We start from the raw sequence: 18,838 nt of genomic DNA on the forward strand, positions 1-18,838 counted from the left end.
GCGTCATCCTCCAGTTCCCCTCTGAAGCCAATCGACGAGATCTTAATGGCCCCGGTCCTCAAGCGCAGTTTTCAAATGCCACGACGCGAAGAGCTTGGCCTCTTCACGATCAGCAATGGGTCCGGCCTGTCGATAGCGGCCTTGCCGAACGGCACGCTATTTGCCATCGAATATGCCGACGACAAGGGATCAGTGCAGATCAAACAGATCCAGGGCTCGCCGCTCGCCGGCGGCATCAGCCGCCTTTATCTGCGCATCGGCGGTGCTGCGCCTGATGTCGTCGAAATCGTCGGGCCCCGCGCCGATGGCAGCTTCGGGCACGATGCGACGAGCTTCTCCTGGAGCGGCAAGAGAGGCGATATCGGCTACACCGTCCGCCTCGAGCTTCATCCCTCCGAAACGGCCTGGTTCTGGCGTGCCTCAATCCGGCATCTAAAGGATGGAACGCTGCCGGTCGATCTGGTGCTGGTCCAGGACGTCGGTCTCGGCGATCGCGGCTTCCTGATGAACAGCGAAGCCTATGCCTCGCAATATGTCGACCATCATATCGCCGATCACGGGAGATTCGGTCCTGTCGTGATGAACCGGCAAAATCTGAAGCAGTCGGGCGCCCGCAACCCCTGGCTCGTGCAGGGTTGTGTCGACGGGGCGGCTGCCTATGCCACGGATGCGATCCAGCTGGTGCAGGCGAGCGACCGCCTCGAGGACCTGCTGGTCGGCCCCTTCGGCACCAGCCTGCCGAGCAAACGGCGTCAGCAGGAGACGGCATGTCCCGCCATCCAGTCGAGACCGCTCTCCGTGCCGGCAAGCGGGGCGACCGCGACTTTCTTTGCCGTGTTCGCCGCCGATCATCCCGAAGCGTCGAGCGATGCCGACCTTTCACTGCTCGATGAGATCGCCGCGACAGATAGTGCGGCCGCCGATATCGAGGAGGTTGCTCCGGTCCGCAGCCTGCTCCAGGATGCCGCCCTGCTGAAGGCCGAGGCGCTGGATAAAAAGGCGATCGGCAAGCTCTATCCGGATCGAAGCCTGGAAGAGCGCGTCGACGGAAAGCTTCTTTCGTTTTTTGTGCCGGACGGCGTTTTGAACCGCCATGTGGTCCTGCGCGACAAGGAACTCCTTGTGGCGCGCCGTCACGGTGCGATCGTCAGAAGCGGTGAGAACATGCTGCTCGACGATGCGACGCTTGCCGCGACCTGCTGGATGCAGGGCATTTTCGCGGCACAGCTGACGATCGGCAACACCTCCTTTCACAAGCTCTTTTCCGTCTCCCGTGACCCCTACAATCTGACGCGCGCAAGCGGGCTGCGCATCATGGCGGATGTCGGCGCCGGCTGGCAGCTTCTGGCGGTGCCGTCGGCTTTCGAAATGGGGCTCAGCGATTGCCGCTGGATCTATCGCCTCCCCGAACGCACGATCATCGTGTCGGCGGTCGCCTCCGGCGAGGATGCGGCGATGCAGTGGACCGTCTCCGTCGAGGGCGAGCCCTGCCGCTTCCTGGTGTTCGGTCACATCGTCCTCGGCGAGCGCGAATATGACGCGGGTGGGCAGATCGAATTCGATAGGTCAGGCAAACGCATGCTTTTTCGGCCGGACCCGGCCTGGCTCTGGGGCGAGCGTTATCCTGATGCCGGCTATTGGCTGGTGAGTTCGACGCCCGATGCCATCGATGAGATCGGCGGCGACGAACTGCTCTACAGTGATGGGATTGCGCGCAACGGCGCCTTCGTCGCGCTTAGATCCCGGCCGACGCAGGCGCTCTCTTTCGCTGTCGTCGGCTCGATGACCGATGCGGCGGAAGCCGAGCGCCTGGCGCAGCGTTATGAGGCCGGCGTCACCGATGAAGCCATGGTTGCCTCGGCATCAAAATTCTGGCGGAACACCGTGCGCGGCCTGACGATCGCCAGCACCTCGCCCGACCTCGCGGCGCAGACGACCCTGCTGCCCTGGCTCGCGCATGACGCGATCGTGCATCTGAGCGTACCGCACGGCCTCGAGCAATATACAGGTGCGGCCTGGGGCACACGCGACGCATGCCAGGGGCCGATCGAATTCCTGCTCGCCTACGAGCATGATCGCGAAGCCAAGGAGGTGTTGAAGACCGTCTTCAGCGAACAATACCTGGAAAAAGGCGATTGGCCGCAATGGTTTATGCTCGAGCCCTATGCCAACATCCGGGCGGGCGATAGTCACGGCGACATCGTCGTCTGGCCGCTGAAGGCGCTGTGCGACTATATCGAAGCGAGCGGCGATCTCGCCATCCTCGACGAGAAAGTCTCCTGGCGCGACGAAAAGACGATGACCAGGGCGCCGGAGCTCGACACCATCGCGATCCATGTCGAGAAGCTGCTCGAGACCGTTCGCGAAGCTTTCATCCCGGGTACGCATCTGATCCGGTATGGCGAGGGAGACTGGAACGATTCCCTGCAGCCGGCCGATCCGCATCTGCGCGACTGGATGGTCAGCAGTTGGACCGTTGCCCTGCTCTACGAGCAGATCGTCCGTTATTCGGCGATCCTGCGCCGCCTCGGCCATAGCGACAAGGCCAGGGGCTTGCGGAAGATCGCAACGGCGATGCGCCGGGACTTCAACCGCCATCTCGTGCGCGACGGCGTCGTTGCCGGCTACGGTATCTTCGATCCCGCCCATGACGGCGTCGAATTGCTGCTGCACCCGAGCGACCGGCGCACCGGCCTGCATTTCTCGCTGATCTCGATGACGCAGGCGATGCTTGGCGGCCTCTTCACGCCGGTTCAGAGACGCGATCATATGAATCTGATTGAAGAGCATCTGCTCTTCCCCGACGGCGTGCGGCTGATGGAGAAGCCCGCGACCTATGCCGGCGGGCCCGAGACGCTGTTTCGGCGGGCCGAATCCTCCTCCTTCTTCGGCCGCGAGATCGGGCTGATGTATGTGCATGCGCATCTGCGCTATTGCGAGACGCTGGCGCTGGAGGCGGAAGTGGACGAACTCTGGAAGGCGATCGCCGTCGTCAATCCGATTTCTGTCACCACGGCGCTGCCGCATGCATCGCTGCGCCAGCGCAACACCTATTTCAGCAGCAGCGACGCGGCTTTCCATGACCGTTATCAGGCAACGGCCGAATGGGAACGCGTCAAGGCGGGAGAGATCGCCGTCGACGGCGGATGGCGCATCTATTCAAGCGGCCCGGGGCTCTACACCAGGAGCTTCGTCGAAAATATCCTGGGCTTCAAACGGCGCTTCGGCCGGCGCAAACGCAAACCGCTTCTGCCCGCAATCCATGCCTCCGCCGATCTGCAAACGGACCACGCCGCCTGGCGGCGGCTGATGAAGCCGAAACCCAAGGTGTAACAGTTCAGGACGATGCGTTGTCTATGCAGTAGCGTCGCGCAGCTCTTCGAAGCGCGCGGCACTCTTCGATAGGTGGCTTCGGATGGCGCGGCGCGCGGCAGCCTCGTCCCGGTCGCGGATCGCCGCGAAGATGGCGTGGTGTTCCCTGCGCATGCGCGCCGCGTGACGCTTGCGTTCGGCTGATGTCATCTTGTCCAAGCGCGCCCATTGCCGCGGCACCATGATGTTGCCGAACGTGTCGAAGAGGCGGCCGTAATAGGAGTTTTGCGTCGCGACCAGAATGGACCGGTGGAAGGCGTAATCCTCCTGCGCGCCGTACCCGCCTTCTTCGAGCGCCTTGTCGAGGGCATCGAGCCGGTCCTGCATGCGGTCGATATCCTCCTGTGTGCGCCGCAGCGCCGCAAGACCGGCAGCTTCGTATTCGATCCCCATGCGCAGCTCCAGCACGCGCAGAACCTCGTCAATCGACTGCAGGTCGTTTGGAATGATAGAGAAGGATCTGGGCGTCGGATCGTTCGAGACGAAAGCCCCAAGGCCTTGCCGCGTGGTGATCAACCCCTTCGCGCGCAGCGCAGCGAGCGCTTCGCGAACGATCGTCCGGCTGACGCCGGCCGCCGTCATGATCGCCTGTTCGGTCGGCAGGCGCTGGCCAGGTTTCAGGTCGCCGGACTCGATTTGCGCGGTCAACATATCGGCAAGGTTGCTGCGCAGGTTCGGCGCTTGCTGAATGGTATTGAAGACTGCGTTGTCTTTGTGTGCCATCCTGTTTCGGTCCTGGTGTCGAGGCGGCTGCGCCAAGAGCGATTTACCGCGCCAGCCAGCCGCCGTCGACGGGCAGCACCGTTCCGTGCACGTAATCGGATGCCGACGACGCCAGGAACACGGCCGCACCGCCGAGTTCGGACGGCGTTCCCCAGCGACCGGCCGGAATGCGGGCGAGGATGGCGGCATTGCGGTCGGCATCCTCGCGCAGCGCCGTCGTGTTGTTGGTGACGAAATAACCGGGGGCGATGGCGTTGACGTTGACGCCCTTGCCGGCCCATTCGCAGGCAAGCAGCTTGGTCAACCCAGCAAGTCCGCTTTTCGAGGCGGTATAAGACGGGATCCGGATGCCGCCCTGGAAGGATAGCAGCGAGGCGATGTTGATGATCTTGCCCCTGCCCTTGTCGACCATATGGCGGCCGGCCGCCTGCGACAGGAAGAACGCGGTCTTCAAGTTGACGTCTATCACCGCGTCCCAGTCTTCCTCGGTGAAGTCGAGCGCATCGGCGCGGCGGATGATGCCGGCATTGTTGACGAGGATATCGAGGCCGCCGAAGGTCTGGATGGTCTCAGCGACGATCCCCTTGACCGGTTCGATGCTGGCGAGATCGGCCTTGACGACATGGAAGCGACTGCCCGCTTCCTTCACCAGCGCCTCGGTTTCGTCCATCGAGGAGCGTCCGACGGCGACGATCGACGCACCGGCCTGCGCCAGTGCCGCCGCGATGGCCTGGCCGATACCGGTATTGGCGCCGGTGACGACGGCAGTCCTGCCTGAAAGGTCGAAAGGATTTGCCACGACGCTCACCTCAGATCCGCAATGGCGATATGGTCCATGTCGGTAAAGCTCTTATTGTCGCCGGCCATCGCCCAGATGAAGCTGTAGTTCTTGGTGCCGGCGCCCGAATGGATCGACCAGGGCGGCGAGATGACCGCCTGTTCGTTGGCGACAAGCATGTGCCGGGTCTGCTGCGGCTCGCCCATGAAGTGGAACACACGCTGCTCCGCTTCGAGATCGAAATAGAGATAGGCTTCCATGCGCCGGTCATGCGTATGGGCAGGCATGGTGTTCCAGACGCTGCCCGGTTCGATCATGGTGAAGCCCAGCGTGAGTTGGCAGGACTGGCAGACCTCAGGATGGATGAACTGGTAGATCGACCGCTTGTTGGCTGTTGCGGCTTCGCCCGGCGTCAGGTGACGGGCCTTTTCGCGGGTGAGCAACACGGTCGGGTGCGCTTGATGCGCCGGCGTCGAGACCAGATAGAATTTTGCCGGATTGGCAGCATCCGCGCTCTCGAACCTGATGTCCTTGGCGCCCTTGCCGACATAGAGGCAATCATATTTGGCAAGATCGTAATTCGCGCCGTCGACGATGATGCGGCCGGCGCCGCCGATGTTCAGGGCGCCGAGTTCACGCTCGGCAAGGAAGGTTTCCTGTCCGATCGCCGTCGGCGCCGTCAGCGTCAGCCCGGGGCCGAGCGGCGTCGCGCCGCCGATGACCATCCGGTCGTAATGCGAATATGTCAGCCGGATCTCGCCGCTCGCGAAGACGGTTTCCACCAGAAAGTGACGCCGCAGCGTCTCCGTGTCGAAATCACGCACGGCCTCGGGATGGGAGGCGTGCCTCACGTCGATCTGCATGTCAATTTTCCTTCCGCTTTATTGTCACCAGGGGTCGTCGCTATTGCGGAAGCCGATCTTATCCGGCCTGTTCCGCCGCGGCGGTATCCATCCGGTTACATAGTTGTACGACAAGTTTGGTGTCAACAGGTTTGTCGGTGCGCGCTTGAGGAGACGCAAGGCCCGCAAGAGCACGAAAGAAAATCTGGGAATAGACAGGAGAATTTCCGGAGATGATGACGCCATCATCAAGCGATGATCGCAAGTGGTCGCTTCGGCGCGGTCCGGAATTTTCTTGGGCCAAAACGAAAAAGCCTGCCGCGGGAGGAGGTGCGGCAGGCTTTCGTAAAAAACCGAACGACAGCTGGGAGGAGGAGTGCTGTCATTCCACAGACGACCCTGGGAGGAGGATGGGGCGCCTGTACATCGAAGGGATGCGGGAGGAGGTGCATCGCTTCGATAGAAATAATCATACTTATTTTTTGCTCAGTTGATAGGCACTTCTTTGCAGGGCAGCTATGCGTTATGCGAAAAGCGGGAGGCTCGATCACATGGTCCATCTGCCGGAAGCACAAAAGCAAAGCGCCCGCTCGGGAGGAAGCAGGCGCTGGCATAGTCTTTGAAGATGCTTGGTCTAAGCTGCCGTTAGCGGGCGATGGCTGCGCGGGCGACGTTGCGGATTTCGCTGCGGCCGATGCCGAGGTCGTCCAGTTCGCGGGCGGACATACGACCCAGTTCAGCGACCGTCTGACGATACTTGCGCCAGTTATTGAAAGAGCGTGCTACGTTCATGATGATCCCCTTTCGTGGGCTTTCGAAGCTTAGCTGCCAGTCCTTGGCGCTTCGTTCGCTTCGATGAGTTGTATATAATACGAGACCGCTGATTATTGCAGCGCCAATGCATCAGTGCACCTATGCGGCGCTTGCATGGGTTGCCATATCTTGCAGCGATCAGGATCCGAACCGCTTCGCGGTCAGAGTTTGAAACGATCGAAGGCCGTCAGCCGCACGATCGGCGGCTCCGCCTCGGCCCAGCGGTAAATATCCGAGCGCAGATAAGAAAGCTCGTCGCCGAGATCCTCTTCGCCGACTTCGATCCACCAGGACTTCAGGCGGCCGTCGCTTCCGTCCGACCAGCGATAACCCCTCGCCTTCAGATGATCCTTCATCTCGAACGGGCTGTGTTCGGCAAAGATACGGATGCGCGAGCGCTGGCTGGCGCGGTAAAGCTCGGTGAACGGACTTTCACCGTCGCGCTGCTCCCGATCGAGGATTTCCAGCAGTGCGTGGCAGTCGTCCACGGCGCGATGGCCTTCGTGAAAATAACCGGCCTGGCCGACGAGATAACCGAGCTTCGTGCCCTCGAAGCCGCGGGCGCTCCAATCGATCTCCGAAACCGAGCATGCCCAGGCCTTGCCGGTGAAAATCTTCGAGAAGGCCTCGCAGAACGGCCGGTCGAAACCGGCATTGTGGGCAATGATCAGGTCCGCCGGCTCGATCAGAGTTCTCAGCGATTGGATATCGATGAGCTGTCCTTCGACCATCGCATCGGTGATACCGGTCAGCCGGGTGATCTCGGGCGGGATCGGCCGGGACGGCTGTTGCAGGCCGCCGTAAATGCCGACGATATCGCCGATCGTGCCGTCATCGTCGAAGGTAAAGGCGACAGCGCCGATTTCGATGATCTGGTCGTTGCGGTGGTTGAGACCGGTGGTCTCCGTATCGAGGATGACGCCGAGCCGCGAGAACCCGGGCCGCCTGACTGACGCAATCGGCCGGGCGGCCAGTTTTCTCAAGATGCGATAGTTGCCGCTCTCTTCGAGCGCCCGCGCCATGTCCTCATCGGAACGGACGAGCGGCTGCGACGGCCGCCGGTGCGATGGACCGCGCGCCTTGGCAATCGCGGCCGATGCCTTGGCAAACATGTCGAGTTGCGAATCTCTGTGCACGCTCATCGAATCTATATGTCACGGAGACGCGATTTAATCCATCGCATGACAACGCCGCGCGTCTTTTCGCGAGGCGCAACGAACGCTGTAGCACCTTGAATTATGCAGTCGCCAGATGCGGTGGAGTATCAACGCGTACCCTTTTGTCTGGCGGGAAGCTCAGCCGGCAGACCGCGCCGGGACTGCGGTTGTCGATCGTCACCTCGCCGCCGTGCATGCGCAGGATGTCGCGAACAAGGTTGAGGCCGAGGCCGGCACCGCGTCCGTCGTGATGGCGCTTGAAGAACGGCTCGAATATCCGATCCTCCATATCGGCGGGGATGCCCGGTCCCTCGTCGCTGACTTCGATCCAGTTGCAGCCTGATGTCAGCGAGATGATGCCTTTCCTGCCGCCGTGGTTGATCGCGTTCTGCAGGATGTTCATCAGGGCGCGCTGCAGCGCCAGGGGATCGCCCTCGATCTCGCCGGCGCCGTCGACATCGAACTGCACCGTGTAACCGGCGGCAAAGGCCAGTGGCGCCATCTCGATGATAACCTTCCTCGCCAGTTGGCCGAGATCGATCTTGATGAACTGGACCTTGCCCTGTTTCAGTCGCTGAAGATCGAGCATCTGCTCGGTGAGAACCGCAAGCCTTGCGGCATCTTCCAACAGGTCGGTCTTGATCGAACTGTGCGGCAGGGATCCAATTCTCGTATTCAAAATGGCGATCGGTGTGCGCAGTTCATGGGCGGCATCGGTCAGAAACCGTTCCTGCCGCTCATAACCCTCGTCGAGACGGCCGAGCGCGCGGTTGACGGCATGCACCAGCGGCGCGATCTCTTCGGGAGTATCGTTTTCCGACAGCCGCCCGCCACGCTGGTCGATATCGATCGTATCCGCCTGGAGCGCGGCCTGGTCGATCCCGACCAGCGACCTTCGCACGACCAGCGGCGTCGCGATCAACGCACCCAACGCCATCACTGCGACGATCGGAATAACAATTTTCGCAAGGACCAGCGAAAGCTTGAGCAGGATGAAGGTGGACGAGTTGGGGCCGTCGGTGCCCGTCAGAAACTGCACCTGTCCCCCATCCGTGGCAATCCACTTCATTCGGGCAGCCGGACGGTCGTGGTCGCCGAGGTTCGAGCCGAACTTGGCCTGGCCGACATGATCGAGCGTGTTGCCGATCGCGGCATATTCTTCCGGAATCCGGCCCTCAGTCAAAACATGTCCCTGCATGTCGCGTATGGTGTACCAGAGATCGGGCGCCTCCTTCTGCAGCTGTCGCAGATCCTCGGTCTCCCTCAGGCTCAATTCTCCGCTGGGCTGGCGGAAGACGGCCTGGCGCAGGATCTCGATCGTGCCCTCCGTCGACCTGAATTCGGATATCTTGCCAACCGAAATCAGCACGATCATCACCAGGAGAAGCACGACCGATTGCACGGCAAGAAGCCGCCAGAACAGGCGCTTGCGCAGCGAATAGGAGCATCGTTTGCTCATGATGCTTCACGCAGGAGATAACCCACGCCCCGGATAACGTTGATGACCACACCTGCTTGCGATGCCGCCAGCTTGCGCCGCAACCGCGATATGTGGGAATCGAGCGCGTTCGACTGGATCTCGTCGTCGAAGCCGAAGACCGCTTCCATCAAGGCCGGTCGCGGCACCATACGACCGGCACGGCGCATGAGGCATTCGAGCACCAACGCCTCCCGGCGCGGCATTTCCAAACGCAGGCCGGAGACGATGATGTCGCAATAGGTCGGATCGAACGAAAGCCGCCCGATCGAGATCAGCGCCGGGCGCAAGGTTTCGGAGCGGCGCATCACGGCACGCAGCCGCGCCAGAAGTTCGTCGAAGACGAAGGGCTTGGCAAGGTAATCGTCGGCCCCGGTCTCAAGGCCGGTGATCCTGTCTGGAACCTCTCCCTTGGCGGTAATGACGATGATCGGCAGCGTCAGCCCCTTCTTGCGGATCTTCGGAATGAGTTCGAGACCATCGCCGTCGGGCAGTTGCCGATCCAGAAGCACGGCGTCGTAGGCGCCGTCGCCGATCACCAGCTCGGCGTCGCACAGCGTCGAAACGTGATCCATCACCATGTCGTGCCTGGTCAGGGCGCCTCGGAGCGCCACGGCCATTTGAGGTTCATCCTCGATCAGTAGTATGCGCATCTCACATTCCTATCGGGGGTGCCCATCGGGGACTGCCGGTCCACAGGTGGAAACCATATCACCATCAAGCAAGGCTGCGGTGCCTTCAGAGCATCGAATGGAAGATCGCCGCCTCGTAGCAAAGGATCCTATCCATCATGATGCACGGCGCTGCTCGATCAAAGCCATCGGTTGGTACCTGCGGCTGATGCGGTAGACTGCGGCCGGCGGGATATTGCGCAAGGTCCAGCCGATGCTCTTTGAGACAAGACCAGGGAGTCGAGGATTTCGATGGGCACCGAGCATTTTGGGCCGTAGGTCAGGCCCGCAAGGCGCGGGCCTGATGGCGTGATCGAAGCGATGCACAGCGGCGCACGAAGCCAAGCAAGAAGAAAGCGTCGTCGATCGAAACGTGGCATTGGACCTTCACAGTGGCTGATTGATTCCACCCATGAACCGGCTCAACATTGCAACAGTCTGTCATGTCGCAGTCACGGTGACGCCGATGCAGATCTTCATGCCTGAGACGCGACTTTCCGGTGGGCTGCTCTCAGCCGTCTCCTGTCGATCCAGCTTTTGATTTCGGCGGCAATCGCCTCGGGCTGGTCCTCGGGGGCAATGTGGCGCGCCGGCCCGCACCCCCTGATCTCCAGGCCGGCGATATTGTCGCGGCACCACGATATCATCTCGCTGCCGATCAACAGCGTTTCGGAGGGACCGTCGAAGGTCAGCAACAGCTTGGGAGTCTGAGAACTGGCGGAAAGCCAGCGGTCATAGGCCTCGATCTTGGCGACCACGTCGGCCGGCTCGCCGTTGATCGGCATGGCGCGCGGCCATTCCAGCAGCGGGCGCCGGCTGTTACGGTCCGGATAGGGTGCTCGGTAGACATCCCAATCGGCATCGCTCAGCCCTTTCAGCGTGGTCGCGCGCAAGGCCTGTTCGATGAAGAAATTTTCGTCGAGGACCTTGGTCTCGCCGGTTCCCGCACCCCGCAACAGTTCATAACGCGCCTTTCCGCCGCCCGGCAGATCATACCAGCCCATCGGCCGCAGGATGGTTTCCATGAAGGCGATGCCGCGCACCCGCTCGACGTGGCGTGAAGCCCAGTCGAATGCCAGCGCGCCGCCCCAGTCGTGGCCGACGAGCACGACGTCGTCGAGGTCAAGCGCATCGAACCAGGCGTCGAGATAGGCGATGTGATCGCCATAGCGATAGCCGATATCGGGTTTGCCGGAGCGTCCCATGCCGATGAGATCGGGCGCTAGGTAGCGGCCAGGCCCGATACCGGGCATGATGTTCCGCCAGAGATGCGATGAGGTGGGATTGCCGTGAAGGAAGACGATCGGGTCGCCCTCCCCCAGCTCCTCGTAGGAGATGAACGAGTTGAGGATATCGATGGTCCGCATATGGAGCTCCACGCTTTCGTGCTATATAGGCAGGCGACTGTCCATTTATCATATAGACAGGTAACTGTCTATATCGCTGCGCGGGGTTTCATGTCGTCTTCTTCCCTTGGCCTGTTGTTGCGTCTGGTCCATCAGCATTGGACACAGGCCGTCGAAGCGGCACTCGATGAGGCCGGCTACGGCGATATCCGCCCGCCGCACGCCAATGTCTTTACCTTCGCGCGGCCGGAGGGCATCCAGGTCAGCGAGCTGACCAAGCTCGCCCGTGTTCGCAAGCAGACCATGACGCAGGCCGTCGAAGAACTCGAGCGCTTGGGTTATGTCGAGCGCCGGCCCGATCCGAACGACCGGCGCGGCCGGCTGGTGTTTCTGACGGAAAAAGGCCAGGGGGTCAGGCCGATAGCGATGGCGGCGGGCCGGCGCGTCGATGAAGGCTGGGCCGCCCTGACCAGCCAGCAGCAGATGGACGATCTGCGCACGGCACTCCGGCGGCTGCTGGAACAGCTGCAATAGCAAGCGGGTTGGCATGAGAGCGACCCTTTCCACTTAACCGTCGCGCGACCGAAGGAGAATGTATGCCTGGTGACAACAGCAAAGGTGCCGACGAGGATGTCGTTATCATCGGCGCCGGTGCCGCCGGCATTGCCGCCGCCCGTCGCCTGCTGGCAATCCGCCCGGATCTGTCCATCCTCCTGCTTGAAGCTGGCGATCGTCTCGGCGGTCGCGCCTGGACGGCCAGTCTGCCTGAAGCAGCCGATATCGGGCTCGATCTCGGCTGCGGCTGGCTGCATGGCGCGCGGACCAATGCCTGGACTGCGATCGCCGGCGAGGTCGGACTGACGGTCGACCGCACGCCGGCACCCTGGAATGATGGCGGACGGCAGCTTCCGCGGGATGGCGCGGAGGCGCGTGCCGCAAGGCAGGCGATCGGCGCCTACTTCGAGCGCCTCGAGAGCCACGCGGGGAATGACGCAGCCATGGCCGATATGCTCGAGCCGGGCAATCCCTGGAACGGCCAGATCCGGGCGGTCGGCACCTATATCACCGGCGCCGAACTGGAGCGGTCGTCGGTCGTCGATTACAACAGATACGATCCCGGCCCTGGCCCTGACTGGCGGGTGCGCGAGGGCTATGGAACGCTGGTCTCGCTTTACGGCAAGCCGGTTCGGGCAAGGCTCGGCACCGAGGTCACGCGCATCGACCATCGTCATGCCGGCCATATCGGCATCGAGACGAAGCAGGGCGTGCTCAGCGCCCGCGCGGTGCTGGTGACGGTTTCGACGAATGTGCTTGCCGCCGGCAAGGTCGCCTTCGACCCGCCTTTGCCTGACAAGATCGAGGCAGCAGCCCGTTTACCCCTGGGGCTCGCCGACAAGCTCTTCTTGAAGCTCGCAAATCAGGAGGCGCTGCCGGCGGACACGCATATGTTGGGCTCTACCCTTCGTGGAGCGACCGGCACCTATCAGCTCCGGCCGTTCGGCGCACCCGTCGTCGAAGCCTATTTTGCCGGCGACCTCGCGCATGATCTGGAGGGGCAAGGCAGAGAAGCTGCCTTCTCCTTCGCCCAAGACGAACTGGCGGCACATTTCGGCGCGGATATCCGCAAGGAGCTGTCGGTGGCCGCAATGTCGGCCTGGGCCGCAACGCCCCATGTCGGCGGCTCCTATTCCTACGCCGAACCTGGCGCCTCCGATCAACGCGGCCGTCTCGCCGCGCCGCATGACGGGCGGATCTTCTTTGCCGGCGAAGCCTGTTCGACGTCTCGTTATTCGACGGCGCACGGCGCCTACGAGACCGGTGTCGCCGCAGCCGATCTGATCTCGGGGTCGTTTTCGCAAAATCCGTAACCCCTGCCGGCCGCGATGGCAGACAGGAATATTTTTTTCTCACTTGGTCGCGCGGGCGGGATTGGTTATGCTCCCCCTCGCCCCTGTGCTCCCAGCCCAGGGCGCTATACGTCATCCGGCGGCAAGCGGCCGCCTCAAGCACAATATTGTCATTGTCATTGATTGCAGGAGCCCCGGCTTCTACCCCGACCGTTTGCGTGTCGGCTGCGGGTATCCGCATGAGGAGGAAGAAATGGATTATCGCAAGCTCGGTCCCAGCGGGACCGTCGTCACCGCCTATTGCCTCGGCACCATGACCTTCGGCGCGGAGGCCGATGAGGCCGCCTCGCAAAAGCTGCTCGACGACTATTTCGCCTGGGGCGGCAATTTCATCGATACCGCCGATGTCTACAGCGCCGGCAAGTCGGAAGAGATCATCGGACGCTGGCTGAAGGCGCGCCCGACCGAGGCCCGCCAGGCAATCGTCGCCACCAAGGGGCGTTTTCCCATGGGCAACGGCCCCAACGATATCGGCCTGTCGCGCCGGCATCTTAGCCAGGCGCTCGATGATTCGCTCCGCCGTCTCGGCCTCGAGCAGATCGATCTCTACCAGATGCATGCCTGGGACGCGCTGACCCCGATCGAGGAAACGCTGCGCTTCCTCGACGATGCGGTTTCATCCGGCAAGATCGGCTATTACGGCTTCTCCAATTATGTCGGCTGGCACATTGCCAAGGCCTCGGAGATCGCCAAGGCGCGCGGTTATACCCGTCCGGTGACGCTGCAGCCGCAATATAACCTGCTGGTGCGCGACATCGAACTCGAGATCGTCGCGGCCTGCCAGGATGCCGGCATGGGTCTGTTGCCGTGGTCGCCGCTCGGCGGCGGCTGGCTGACCGGCAAGTACAGGCGCGACGAGATGCCGACGGGCGCCACCCGCCTCGGCGAAAACCCCAATCGCGGCGGCGAATCCTATGCGCCGCGCAATGCCATGGAGAGAACCTGGGCGATCATCGCTGTCGTCGAGGAGATCGCCAAGGCGCACGGTGTCAGCATGGCGCAGGTGGCGCTCGGCTGGACCGCGGCGCAGCCGGCGATCACATCCGTCATCCTCGGCGCCCGCACGCCGGAACAGCTCGCCGACAATTTGGGCGCCATGAAACTCAAACTCTCCGACGACGACATGGCGAGGCTCAACGAGGTGAGTGCGCCCCAGCCGTTCGACTATCCCTACGGCAAGGGCGGCATCAACCAGCGCCACCGCAAGATCGAGGGCGGCCGCTGAGCCTTTCGGCCGCAACTGAACAACCTGTCCGCTTCTCGCCGAGGCGGACAGGGTGCCAGGACCATCGACCGGCGCCGGGAAAATTCTGTTCTAAATTAAAGAGTTAGAGCATGATGTCGTCCGAAAACCGCTCACACTTTTCGGCATCATGCTCTAGCGGCGGCCGCTTCGGTTCCCCGCAAAGGCAGCCGTCAGCCCAAGGCCGATCAACAGGACCCCGCTGACATAGCGTTCGGCCGTGAGATAGCGGCGATTGCGCCTCAACCAGTTGCCCGCGATACCGGCGGCGAACGCGTAGCTGCCGTCGGTTATGATGCCGAGGCAGGTGTAGATCAGACCCAGGAAGGCGATCTGCATCGCTGCGTGACCCCGATCTACCGCGACGAACTGGGGCAGGAAGGCAAGAAAGAACAGCGCGGTCTTGGGATTGAAGAGATTGACGACGAAGCCGTCGCGGAGAAGGCGCGCATGCCCGAACGACTTCGAGCCGGTCTCGGTGTCGGGAAGTTGGCTTGGAGCAAAGATCTTCTTGAACCCAAGCCACATCAGATATGCCGCGCCCGCGTATTTGACGGTGCTGAACGCTAAAGCCGACGAAGCCAGGACCGCTGACAGGCCCAACGCCGCGACGATGACATGCACCAGTGTCGCAGCGTGAATGCCGAGAATCGATACAAAGCCGGCGAGGCGGCCCTGCTCAACCGAGCGGGCAAAGATATAGAGAACCGCCGGCCCTGGAATCAGGAGCAGGGCCAAGGAAGCGCCGATAAACAACCAGATATTGCCGAAGGTTGGCATGATAATCGCCCTGCTCCTGTTTTCCCATCGCCTCGCAGGAACGTCGCTGGAACCAGCCCGTGGCTACCCCCGCGAAAACGCTGCGCAAGAGTGGACAGCATGCACAGGTGGAAGCGCCGCTGTCTTGAACGCTATAAACCTTTCGCATAGTCGGCGGGCGTCACGCCCGTGGTCTGCTTGAACAGCCGGGAGAGATGGCTCTGGTCCGCGAAGCCCACCATCTCGGCCACCTCGGCCGGTGACGTGCCCGACCGAAGCAACTGCCGCGCCCGGCTCAGTCGCAATTGCCTCTGATAGGCATGCGGCGGCAGCCCGACAAACGAGCGGAAGGACCGCACGAGGTATATTGGGTTCAGCCCGACCAACCGGGCAAGGTCGGCAAGGGCAATGCGCCTGTCGTATTTGGCGTCGAGAAATTCACGAACGGTCGTGACGTGCCGCGGTTCTCTCCCTGCTTCGATCCTTGTGTGCCGCTCCCCGGAATAAGCGGCCAGCGCTGCAAGACCAGCTGTCAGCAGCGTCTCGGCTTCAAACGCGTCATCGTCAGTTTCGAGGTATCGATGAGCACTGCCAAGGCTCTGAAAAAGCTTGATATCTCCAAGGCATAGCAATCGCTCGAACAGCGGAAGGTGTGTCGCCCCAGGATCGAGCACTGCATATTGTAAAAACGCAGGCGATACGAACAGGCAGCGGTAGTTCAACGCCTGTTCGTCGGCCGGCAAGCACATGTGAACGACGCCGGGTGCAAGGACGTTTATGTTGCCTGGTTTCAGGGCGACCTGAGGCTGACCATATTGGAACGCCATCGTTCCGCGTTCGTGGAGATGGATGGCGTAGGTATCGTGGAAGTGTTTCGGAAAGCGATGCTGCGTTCCCGACGCGCGCAGCAATTCCACTTCGGCTACGGCGTCGTTACGCCAGATTCGAATGCGCCTCGCATCCTGCTTGATCTGCACCATTCGATAGTCTTTCTACAGACCGTCTCCGCCTTCAAGCGATTTCCATAACAATCTTGCCATCGACCGTTTGCTGGAAAAGGTCGCGCGGTGAGGCATGCGGCGCCACTGGCCGCATAAATCAATAATTTCCGTGAGCCGTCACATCGGGAGATCCCGGCCCGTCATAATAGCGGCAACAACAGAAGGAAGCCAATCATGACGACGAAAATAGATCTCTTCGCAGCTGCCCCTTCGCTGATGAAGTCTTGGCAGCGGACATCGATCGAACTCGACGTCGCTGCCAATTTCGACCCGATCCTTTCCGAACTGGTCAAAATCCGCGCCTCGCAGATCAATGGCTGTGCCAACTGCATCAATCTCCATGCGTCCGAAGCGCGCGAGAATGGCGAAAGCGAGCAACGCATCTACCTACTGCAAGCCTGGCGGGAGGCGCCTTGCTATACCGATTGCGAACGGGCTGCGCTCGGCTGGACCGAGGCCCTGACACGCCTTTCCGAAGGACGGGAGCACGCGACCGCTTACGAAACCCTCAAGACCCAGTTCACGGAGGAGGAGCAGGTCAAGCTCACCGTGATGATCAACATCATCAGCGGGTGGAACCGTATCGCTGTCGGCTTCGGTCTCTATGTCGACGCGGCCGCCATCAAGGCCACCAGGGCTTCGGCCGCCTGACGCCACGACCGTCCACGCAAAAAGCCGCCATGTTTCCATGGCGGCTTGGCGGCTTTTCTGCTTGGGAGGAGATTTAAGCCGGAAGCTGGAAGATCACGTTGGCGATCAGGACGATCGCCAGGCCGCCGGCGAGTGCCAGATAAGGCAGGACGCCGGCTTTCTTGATGCCGAGATCCTGGCCGACGAGTCCGAGATCCTCCATCGCGCCGGCGGGGAATTTGCCGCCGTCGCGCACATAGTGGCGATAGGCGAAGACCGGCAGGATCAGGGCGGCGAAGATGAAGCCGACCCAGAGCGCATTGGAATAACCCCAAACCTTGGCACCTGCACCGAGGAAGAGCGCATTGACGAAGGCCAGCACGGTGTTGAGGCCGATCAGCCAGGTCGGCGCCTTCCAGGGACGTTCGATATGGCCGGAATCCATCCGGTGGATCCAGCCGGAATTGAGGTTCAGGAAGTTGAAAATGATGTAGCCGACATTCGAGACGGCGAGCACGAAGAAGTAGCCGCCGGCATCCGAGGCGATCGCCAGCAGGAAGAGATTGAAGGCGAAATCGGTCCACATCGCCCGGGTCGGGGCGCCGTGCTCGTTGACGTGGTCGAGATATTTCGGCAGCCAGCCATCCTTCGAGCCCTGGTAGAGCGTGCGCGAGGAACCGGCCATCGCCGTCATGATGGCGAGGAAGAGTGCCATGATCATCAGTACGACGAGCAACTGGGTAACGACGCGGCCGGCGCCGATCAGGCCGCCGAGCGCTTCGGCGACACCGGTGCCATCGACGATGCCCGGCGCCAGCATGCCCGCATGGCCGAGAACGCCCTGGAAGGCGAAGGGCACGAGGAAGAAGAACAGGCAGCAGGCAAGGCCGGAATAGAAGATCGCCTTGAAAGTGTCGGTCTTCGGGTTCTTGAGTTCGCGGGTGTAGCAGACCGCCGTCTCGAAGCCGTAGGTCGACCAGGCGGCGATATAGAGGCCACCGAGGAAGAGTGTCCAGCCGCCGTTGCTCCAGGTGCCGTCGGCAGCGGCATAGGCGGCTGTCGGCGGGACGAGACCGGTGACGTTGGTGGCAAGGATATGGCCGCTGACGATCGGATAGAGGCCGATGATGAGCAGCGGCACCAGCACGATGATGGCCAGCCACTTCTGCACGCTTGCCGTTTCCGAAATGCCGCGATGCTGGATCGCGAAGATGATCAGCATCAGGATGCCGCCGATGAAGAAGGTGGCGTTGATATTGGCGGTGGCAAGAAAGGGAATATTAAAGCTCAAGAGCGACCAGCTGCGGATCGCCGGCGTCAGAGCGGCGATACCGTCGGTGCCGAGCAATGCCTTGACGGCGTCATCCGGCGTCGTGCCGGCATGGGCTGCGATATATTCGGCGACGCGGGGGCTGTCGGCCGTGATGGAAGCGGCATGCGCTGAGATCCAGTCGAGGACCATTTGCGAATCCGCTGCAGGAATCGGGTAGAATGCGTTGAGGATGTAGCCGGCGGCGATGGCGCAGCCGAGCGACAGCACCGGCGACCAGGCAAACCAGTTGCACCAGACGGACAGCGGCGCGATGAATTTCGAATAGCGCAGCCAGGCGGTGGCGCCATAGACTGAAGCGCCGCCGGACTTGTTGGCGAACATGCCGGCGATCTCGGCATAGGTGAAGGATTGCAGGAAACCCATCACCATCGAGATGATCCAGACAACGAAGGCGAGCTTGCCCGTCGTGCCCGCAATCCCGCCGATGGAGAAAAGAACAAGCGGCGGCACGCCCGCAGCCACCCAGAATGCGCCCTTCCAATCGAGCGCGCGTACAAGCTTACCTTCGGTGCCGGATGCAATCCCGGCCTCCACAATGTCTGTCATCAGTGAAATTCCCCACTCTATTTGTTCCGGACGTATCTTTGTACGTCTCCCTGAACGTGTCTCCCTCACAGTCTCAAGCCCGCCCGGATGATTTTGGCGATCCGTGTTCCCGACGGATTCCCGAGTCTGAACTCTTTATGCATAGTGAAGATATTTTCTTTTTAGTCAACATCACTTTACTTTCCACAGCCATTTTGTAAACCTGTATCCGCATGCCTGAGGGCATGCCCGATCCCCATG

The 18,838-nt window shown here is 61.8% G+C and carries 17 protein-coding genes and 1 pseudogene; 6 read left to right on the forward strand and 12 right to left on the reverse strand.

Annotated features, from left to right (window positions below):
* Positions 1 to 45: 45 nt before the first annotated feature.
* Positions 46 to 3,333 carry a GH36-type glycosyl hydrolase domain-containing protein gene (locus HFO99_RS06100; protein ID WP_222359965.1) on the forward strand — a complete coding sequence of 1,096 codons (3,288 nt, stop codon included), beginning with the start codon at positions 46 to 48 and terminating at the stop codon, positions 3,331 to 3,333.
* A 21-nt stretch (positions 3,334 to 3,354) separates the two neighbouring features.
* On the opposite strand, the gene HFO99_RS06105 is transcribed toward HFO99_RS06100, so the two are convergent.
* From HFO99_RS06105 to kduI, 3 genes are read right to left on the reverse strand one after another with little or no spacing between them, the layout of a single operon-like run.
* Positions 3,355 to 4,095 carry a FadR/GntR family transcriptional regulator gene (locus HFO99_RS06105; protein ID WP_222359966.1) on the reverse strand — a complete coding sequence of 247 codons (741 nt, stop codon included), beginning with the start codon at positions 4,093 to 4,095 and terminating at the stop codon, positions 3,355 to 3,357.
* A gap of 43 nt (positions 4,096 to 4,138) precedes the next feature.
* Entirely contained in the window at positions 4,139 to 4,903 is a 765-nt protein-coding gene (gene kduD, locus HFO99_RS06110) for a 2-dehydro-3-deoxy-D-gluconate 5-dehydrogenase KduD (protein WP_315860472.1), read from the reverse strand.
* Positions 4,900 to 5,736, reverse strand: coding sequence for a 5-dehydro-4-deoxy-D-glucuronate isomerase (kduI, locus tag HFO99_RS06115; protein ID WP_222250482.1), 837 nt, complete (start codon positions 5,734 to 5,736; stop codon positions 4,900 to 4,902). The genes kduD and kduI overlap by 4 nt, the downstream gene beginning before the upstream one ends.
* Positions 5,737 to 5,948: 212 nt before the next feature.
* Here kduI and HFO99_RS06120 point away from each other — a divergent pair, with 212 nt between their 5' ends.
* Positions 5,949 to 6,209 carry a hypothetical protein gene (locus HFO99_RS06120; protein WP_130687737.1) on the forward strand — a complete coding sequence of 87 codons (261 nt, stop codon included), beginning with the start codon at positions 5,949 to 5,951 and terminating at the stop codon, positions 6,207 to 6,209.
* Positions 6,210 to 6,360: 151 nt separating this feature from the next.
* On the opposite strand, the gene HFO99_RS06125 is transcribed toward HFO99_RS06120, so the two are convergent.
* The 6 genes and pseudogenes from HFO99_RS06125 to HFO99_RS06145 form a co-directional block, all read right to left on the reverse strand.
* On the reverse strand, positions 6,361 to 6,507 hold the full coding sequence (locus HFO99_RS06125) for a DUF1127 domain-containing protein (RefSeq protein WP_003548073.1): 147 nt from the start codon (positions 6,505 to 6,507) through the stop codon (positions 6,361 to 6,363).
* Positions 6,508 to 6,689: 182 nt separating this feature from the next.
* Complete coding sequence (locus HFO99_RS06130) at positions 6,690 to 7,670, reverse strand: 3'-5' exonuclease (protein ID WP_222359968.1); 981 nt, start codon at positions 7,668 to 7,670, stop codon at positions 6,690 to 6,692.
* A gap of 94 nt (positions 7,671 to 7,764) precedes the next feature.
* Positions 7,765 to 9,144 carry a sensor histidine kinase gene (locus HFO99_RS06135; RefSeq protein WP_222359969.1) on the reverse strand — a complete coding sequence of 460 codons (1,380 nt, stop codon included), beginning with the start codon at positions 9,142 to 9,144 and terminating at the stop codon, positions 7,765 to 7,767.
* Positions 9,141 to 9,815, reverse strand: a complete 675-nt coding sequence (locus HFO99_RS06140; RefSeq protein ID WP_011655266.1) for a response regulator transcription factor — start codon at positions 9,813 to 9,815, stop codon at positions 9,141 to 9,143. The genes HFO99_RS06135 and HFO99_RS06140 overlap by 4 nt, the downstream gene beginning before the upstream one ends.
* A gap of 135 nt (positions 9,816 to 9,950) precedes the next feature.
* A pseudogene (locus HFO99_RS33785) lies at positions 9,951 to 10,213 on the reverse strand (hypothetical protein).
* A 96-nt stretch (positions 10,214 to 10,309) separates the two neighbouring features.
* The gene (locus HFO99_RS06145) at positions 10,310 to 11,200 is read right to left on the reverse strand and encodes a haloalkane dehalogenase (protein WP_222359970.1); all 891 of its coding nucleotides are present in this window, start codon (positions 11,198 to 11,200) and stop codon (positions 10,310 to 10,312) included.
* On the opposite strand from HFO99_RS06145, the gene HFO99_RS06150 reads away from it, so the two are divergent.
* The 3 genes from HFO99_RS06150 to HFO99_RS06160 all read left to right on the forward strand — a co-directional run bounded on the left by HFO99_RS06150 (position 11,201) and on the right by HFO99_RS06160 (position 14,311).
* Positions 11,201 to 11,713 (forward strand): MarR family winged helix-turn-helix transcriptional regulator, encoded by a 513-nt coding sequence (locus HFO99_RS06150; protein WP_222359971.1) that lies wholly within the window; start codon positions 11,201 to 11,203, stop codon positions 11,711 to 11,713. It begins immediately after the preceding gene.
* A gap of 62 nt (positions 11,714 to 11,775) precedes the next feature.
* Positions 11,776 to 13,047: a flavin monoamine oxidase family protein gene (locus HFO99_RS06155; protein WP_222359972.1), complete on the forward strand. Its 1,272-nt coding sequence runs from the start codon at positions 11,776 to 11,778 to the stop codon at positions 13,045 to 13,047.
* A 232-nt stretch (positions 13,048 to 13,279) separates the two neighbouring features.
* A complete protein-coding gene (locus HFO99_RS06160; RefSeq protein ID WP_222359973.1) occupies positions 13,280 to 14,311 on the forward strand; it encodes an aldo/keto reductase in 1,032 nt (343 codons plus the stop codon).
* Positions 14,312 to 14,464: 153 nt separating this feature from the next.
* On the opposite strand, the gene HFO99_RS06165 is transcribed toward HFO99_RS06160, so the two are convergent.
* The gene (locus HFO99_RS06165; protein WP_222359974.1) at positions 14,465 to 15,109 is read right to left on the reverse strand and encodes a LysE family translocator; all 645 of its coding nucleotides are present in this window, start codon (positions 15,107 to 15,109) and stop codon (positions 14,465 to 14,467) included.
* A 131-nt stretch (positions 15,110 to 15,240) separates the two neighbouring features.
* Complete coding sequence (locus HFO99_RS06170; RefSeq protein ID WP_222359975.1) at positions 15,241 to 16,068, reverse strand: helix-turn-helix transcriptional regulator; 828 nt, start codon at positions 16,066 to 16,068, stop codon at positions 15,241 to 15,243.
* Positions 16,069 to 16,263: 195 nt separating this feature from the next.
* Here HFO99_RS06170 and HFO99_RS06175 point away from each other — a divergent pair, with 195 nt between their 5' ends.
* On the forward strand, positions 16,264 to 16,740 hold the full coding sequence (locus tag HFO99_RS06175) for a carboxymuconolactone decarboxylase family protein (protein WP_222359976.1): 477 nt from the start codon (positions 16,264 to 16,266) through the stop codon (positions 16,738 to 16,740).
* Positions 16,741 to 16,813: 73 nt separating this feature from the next.
* On the opposite strand, the gene HFO99_RS06180 is transcribed toward HFO99_RS06175, so the two are convergent.
* Positions 16,814 to 18,598: an APC family permease gene (locus HFO99_RS06180; protein WP_222359977.1), complete on the reverse strand. Its 1,785-nt coding sequence runs from the start codon at positions 18,596 to 18,598 to the stop codon at positions 16,814 to 16,816.
* Between the last annotated feature and the right edge of the window lie 240 nt (positions 18,599 to 18,838).

Origin of the sequence: Rhizobium leguminosarum (genome assembly GCF_019798305.1) — a bacterium.
GTDB classification, from domain to species: domain Bacteria; phylum Pseudomonadota; class Alphaproteobacteria; order Rhizobiales; family Rhizobiaceae; genus Rhizobium; species Rhizobium leguminosarum_U.

Bases quoted from the DNA above. Each gene is read 5' to 3' on its own strand.
- HFO99_RS06135 (WP_222359969.1), bottom strand. From the start codon at position 9,144: ATGAGCAAACGATGCTCCTATTCGCTGCGCAAGCGCCTGTTCTGGCGG.
- HFO99_RS06150 (WP_222359971.1), top strand. From the start codon at position 11,201: ATGGAGCTCCACGCTTTCGTGCTATATAGGCAGGCGACTGTCCATTTA.
- HFO99_RS06175 (WP_222359976.1), top strand. From the start codon at position 16,264: ATGACGACGAAAATAGATCTCTTCGCAGCTGCCCCTTCGCTGATGAAG.
- HFO99_RS06125 (WP_003548073.1), bottom strand. From the start codon at position 6,507: ATGAACGTAGCACGCTCTTTCAATAACTGGCGCAAGTATCGTCAGACG.
- HFO99_RS06155 (WP_222359972.1), top strand. From the start codon at position 11,776: ATGCCTGGTGACAACAGCAAAGGTGCCGACGAGGATGTCGTTATCATC.
- HFO99_RS06140 (WP_011655266.1), bottom strand. From the start codon at position 9,815: ATGCGCATACTACTGATCGAGGATGAACCTCAAATGGCCGTGGCGCTC.
- HFO99_RS06120 (WP_130687737.1), top strand. From the start codon at position 5,949: ATGATGACGCCATCATCAAGCGATGATCGCAAGTGGTCGCTTCGGCGC.
- HFO99_RS06130 (WP_222359968.1), bottom strand. From the start codon at position 7,670: ATGAGCGTGCACAGAGATTCGCAACTCGACATGTTTGCCAAGGCATCG.
- HFO99_RS06170 (WP_222359975.1), bottom strand. From the start codon at position 16,068: ATGGTGCAGATCAAGCAGGATGCGAGGCGCATTCGAATCTGGCGTAAC.
- HFO99_RS06100 (WP_222359965.1), top strand. From the start codon at position 46: ATGGCCCCGGTCCTCAAGCGCAGTTTTCAAATGCCACGACGCGAAGAG.
- kduI (WP_222250482.1), bottom strand. From the start codon at position 5,736: ATGCAGATCGACGTGAGGCACGCCTCCCATCCCGAGGCCGTGCGTGAT.
- HFO99_RS06180 (WP_222359977.1), bottom strand. From the start codon at position 18,598: ATGACAGACATTGTGGAGGCCGGGATTGCATCCGGCACCGAAGGTAAG.
- HFO99_RS06105 (WP_222359966.1), bottom strand. From the start codon at position 4,095: ATGGCACACAAAGACAACGCAGTCTTCAATACCATTCAGCAAGCGCCG.
- HFO99_RS06145 (WP_222359970.1), bottom strand. From the start codon at position 11,200: ATGCGGACCATCGATATCCTCAACTCGTTCATCTCCTACGAGGAGCTG.
- HFO99_RS06160 (WP_222359973.1), top strand. From the start codon at position 13,280: ATGGATTATCGCAAGCTCGGTCCCAGCGGGACCGTCGTCACCGCCTAT.
- HFO99_RS06165 (WP_222359974.1), bottom strand. From the start codon at position 15,109: ATGCCAACCTTCGGCAATATCTGGTTGTTTATCGGCGCTTCCTTGGCC.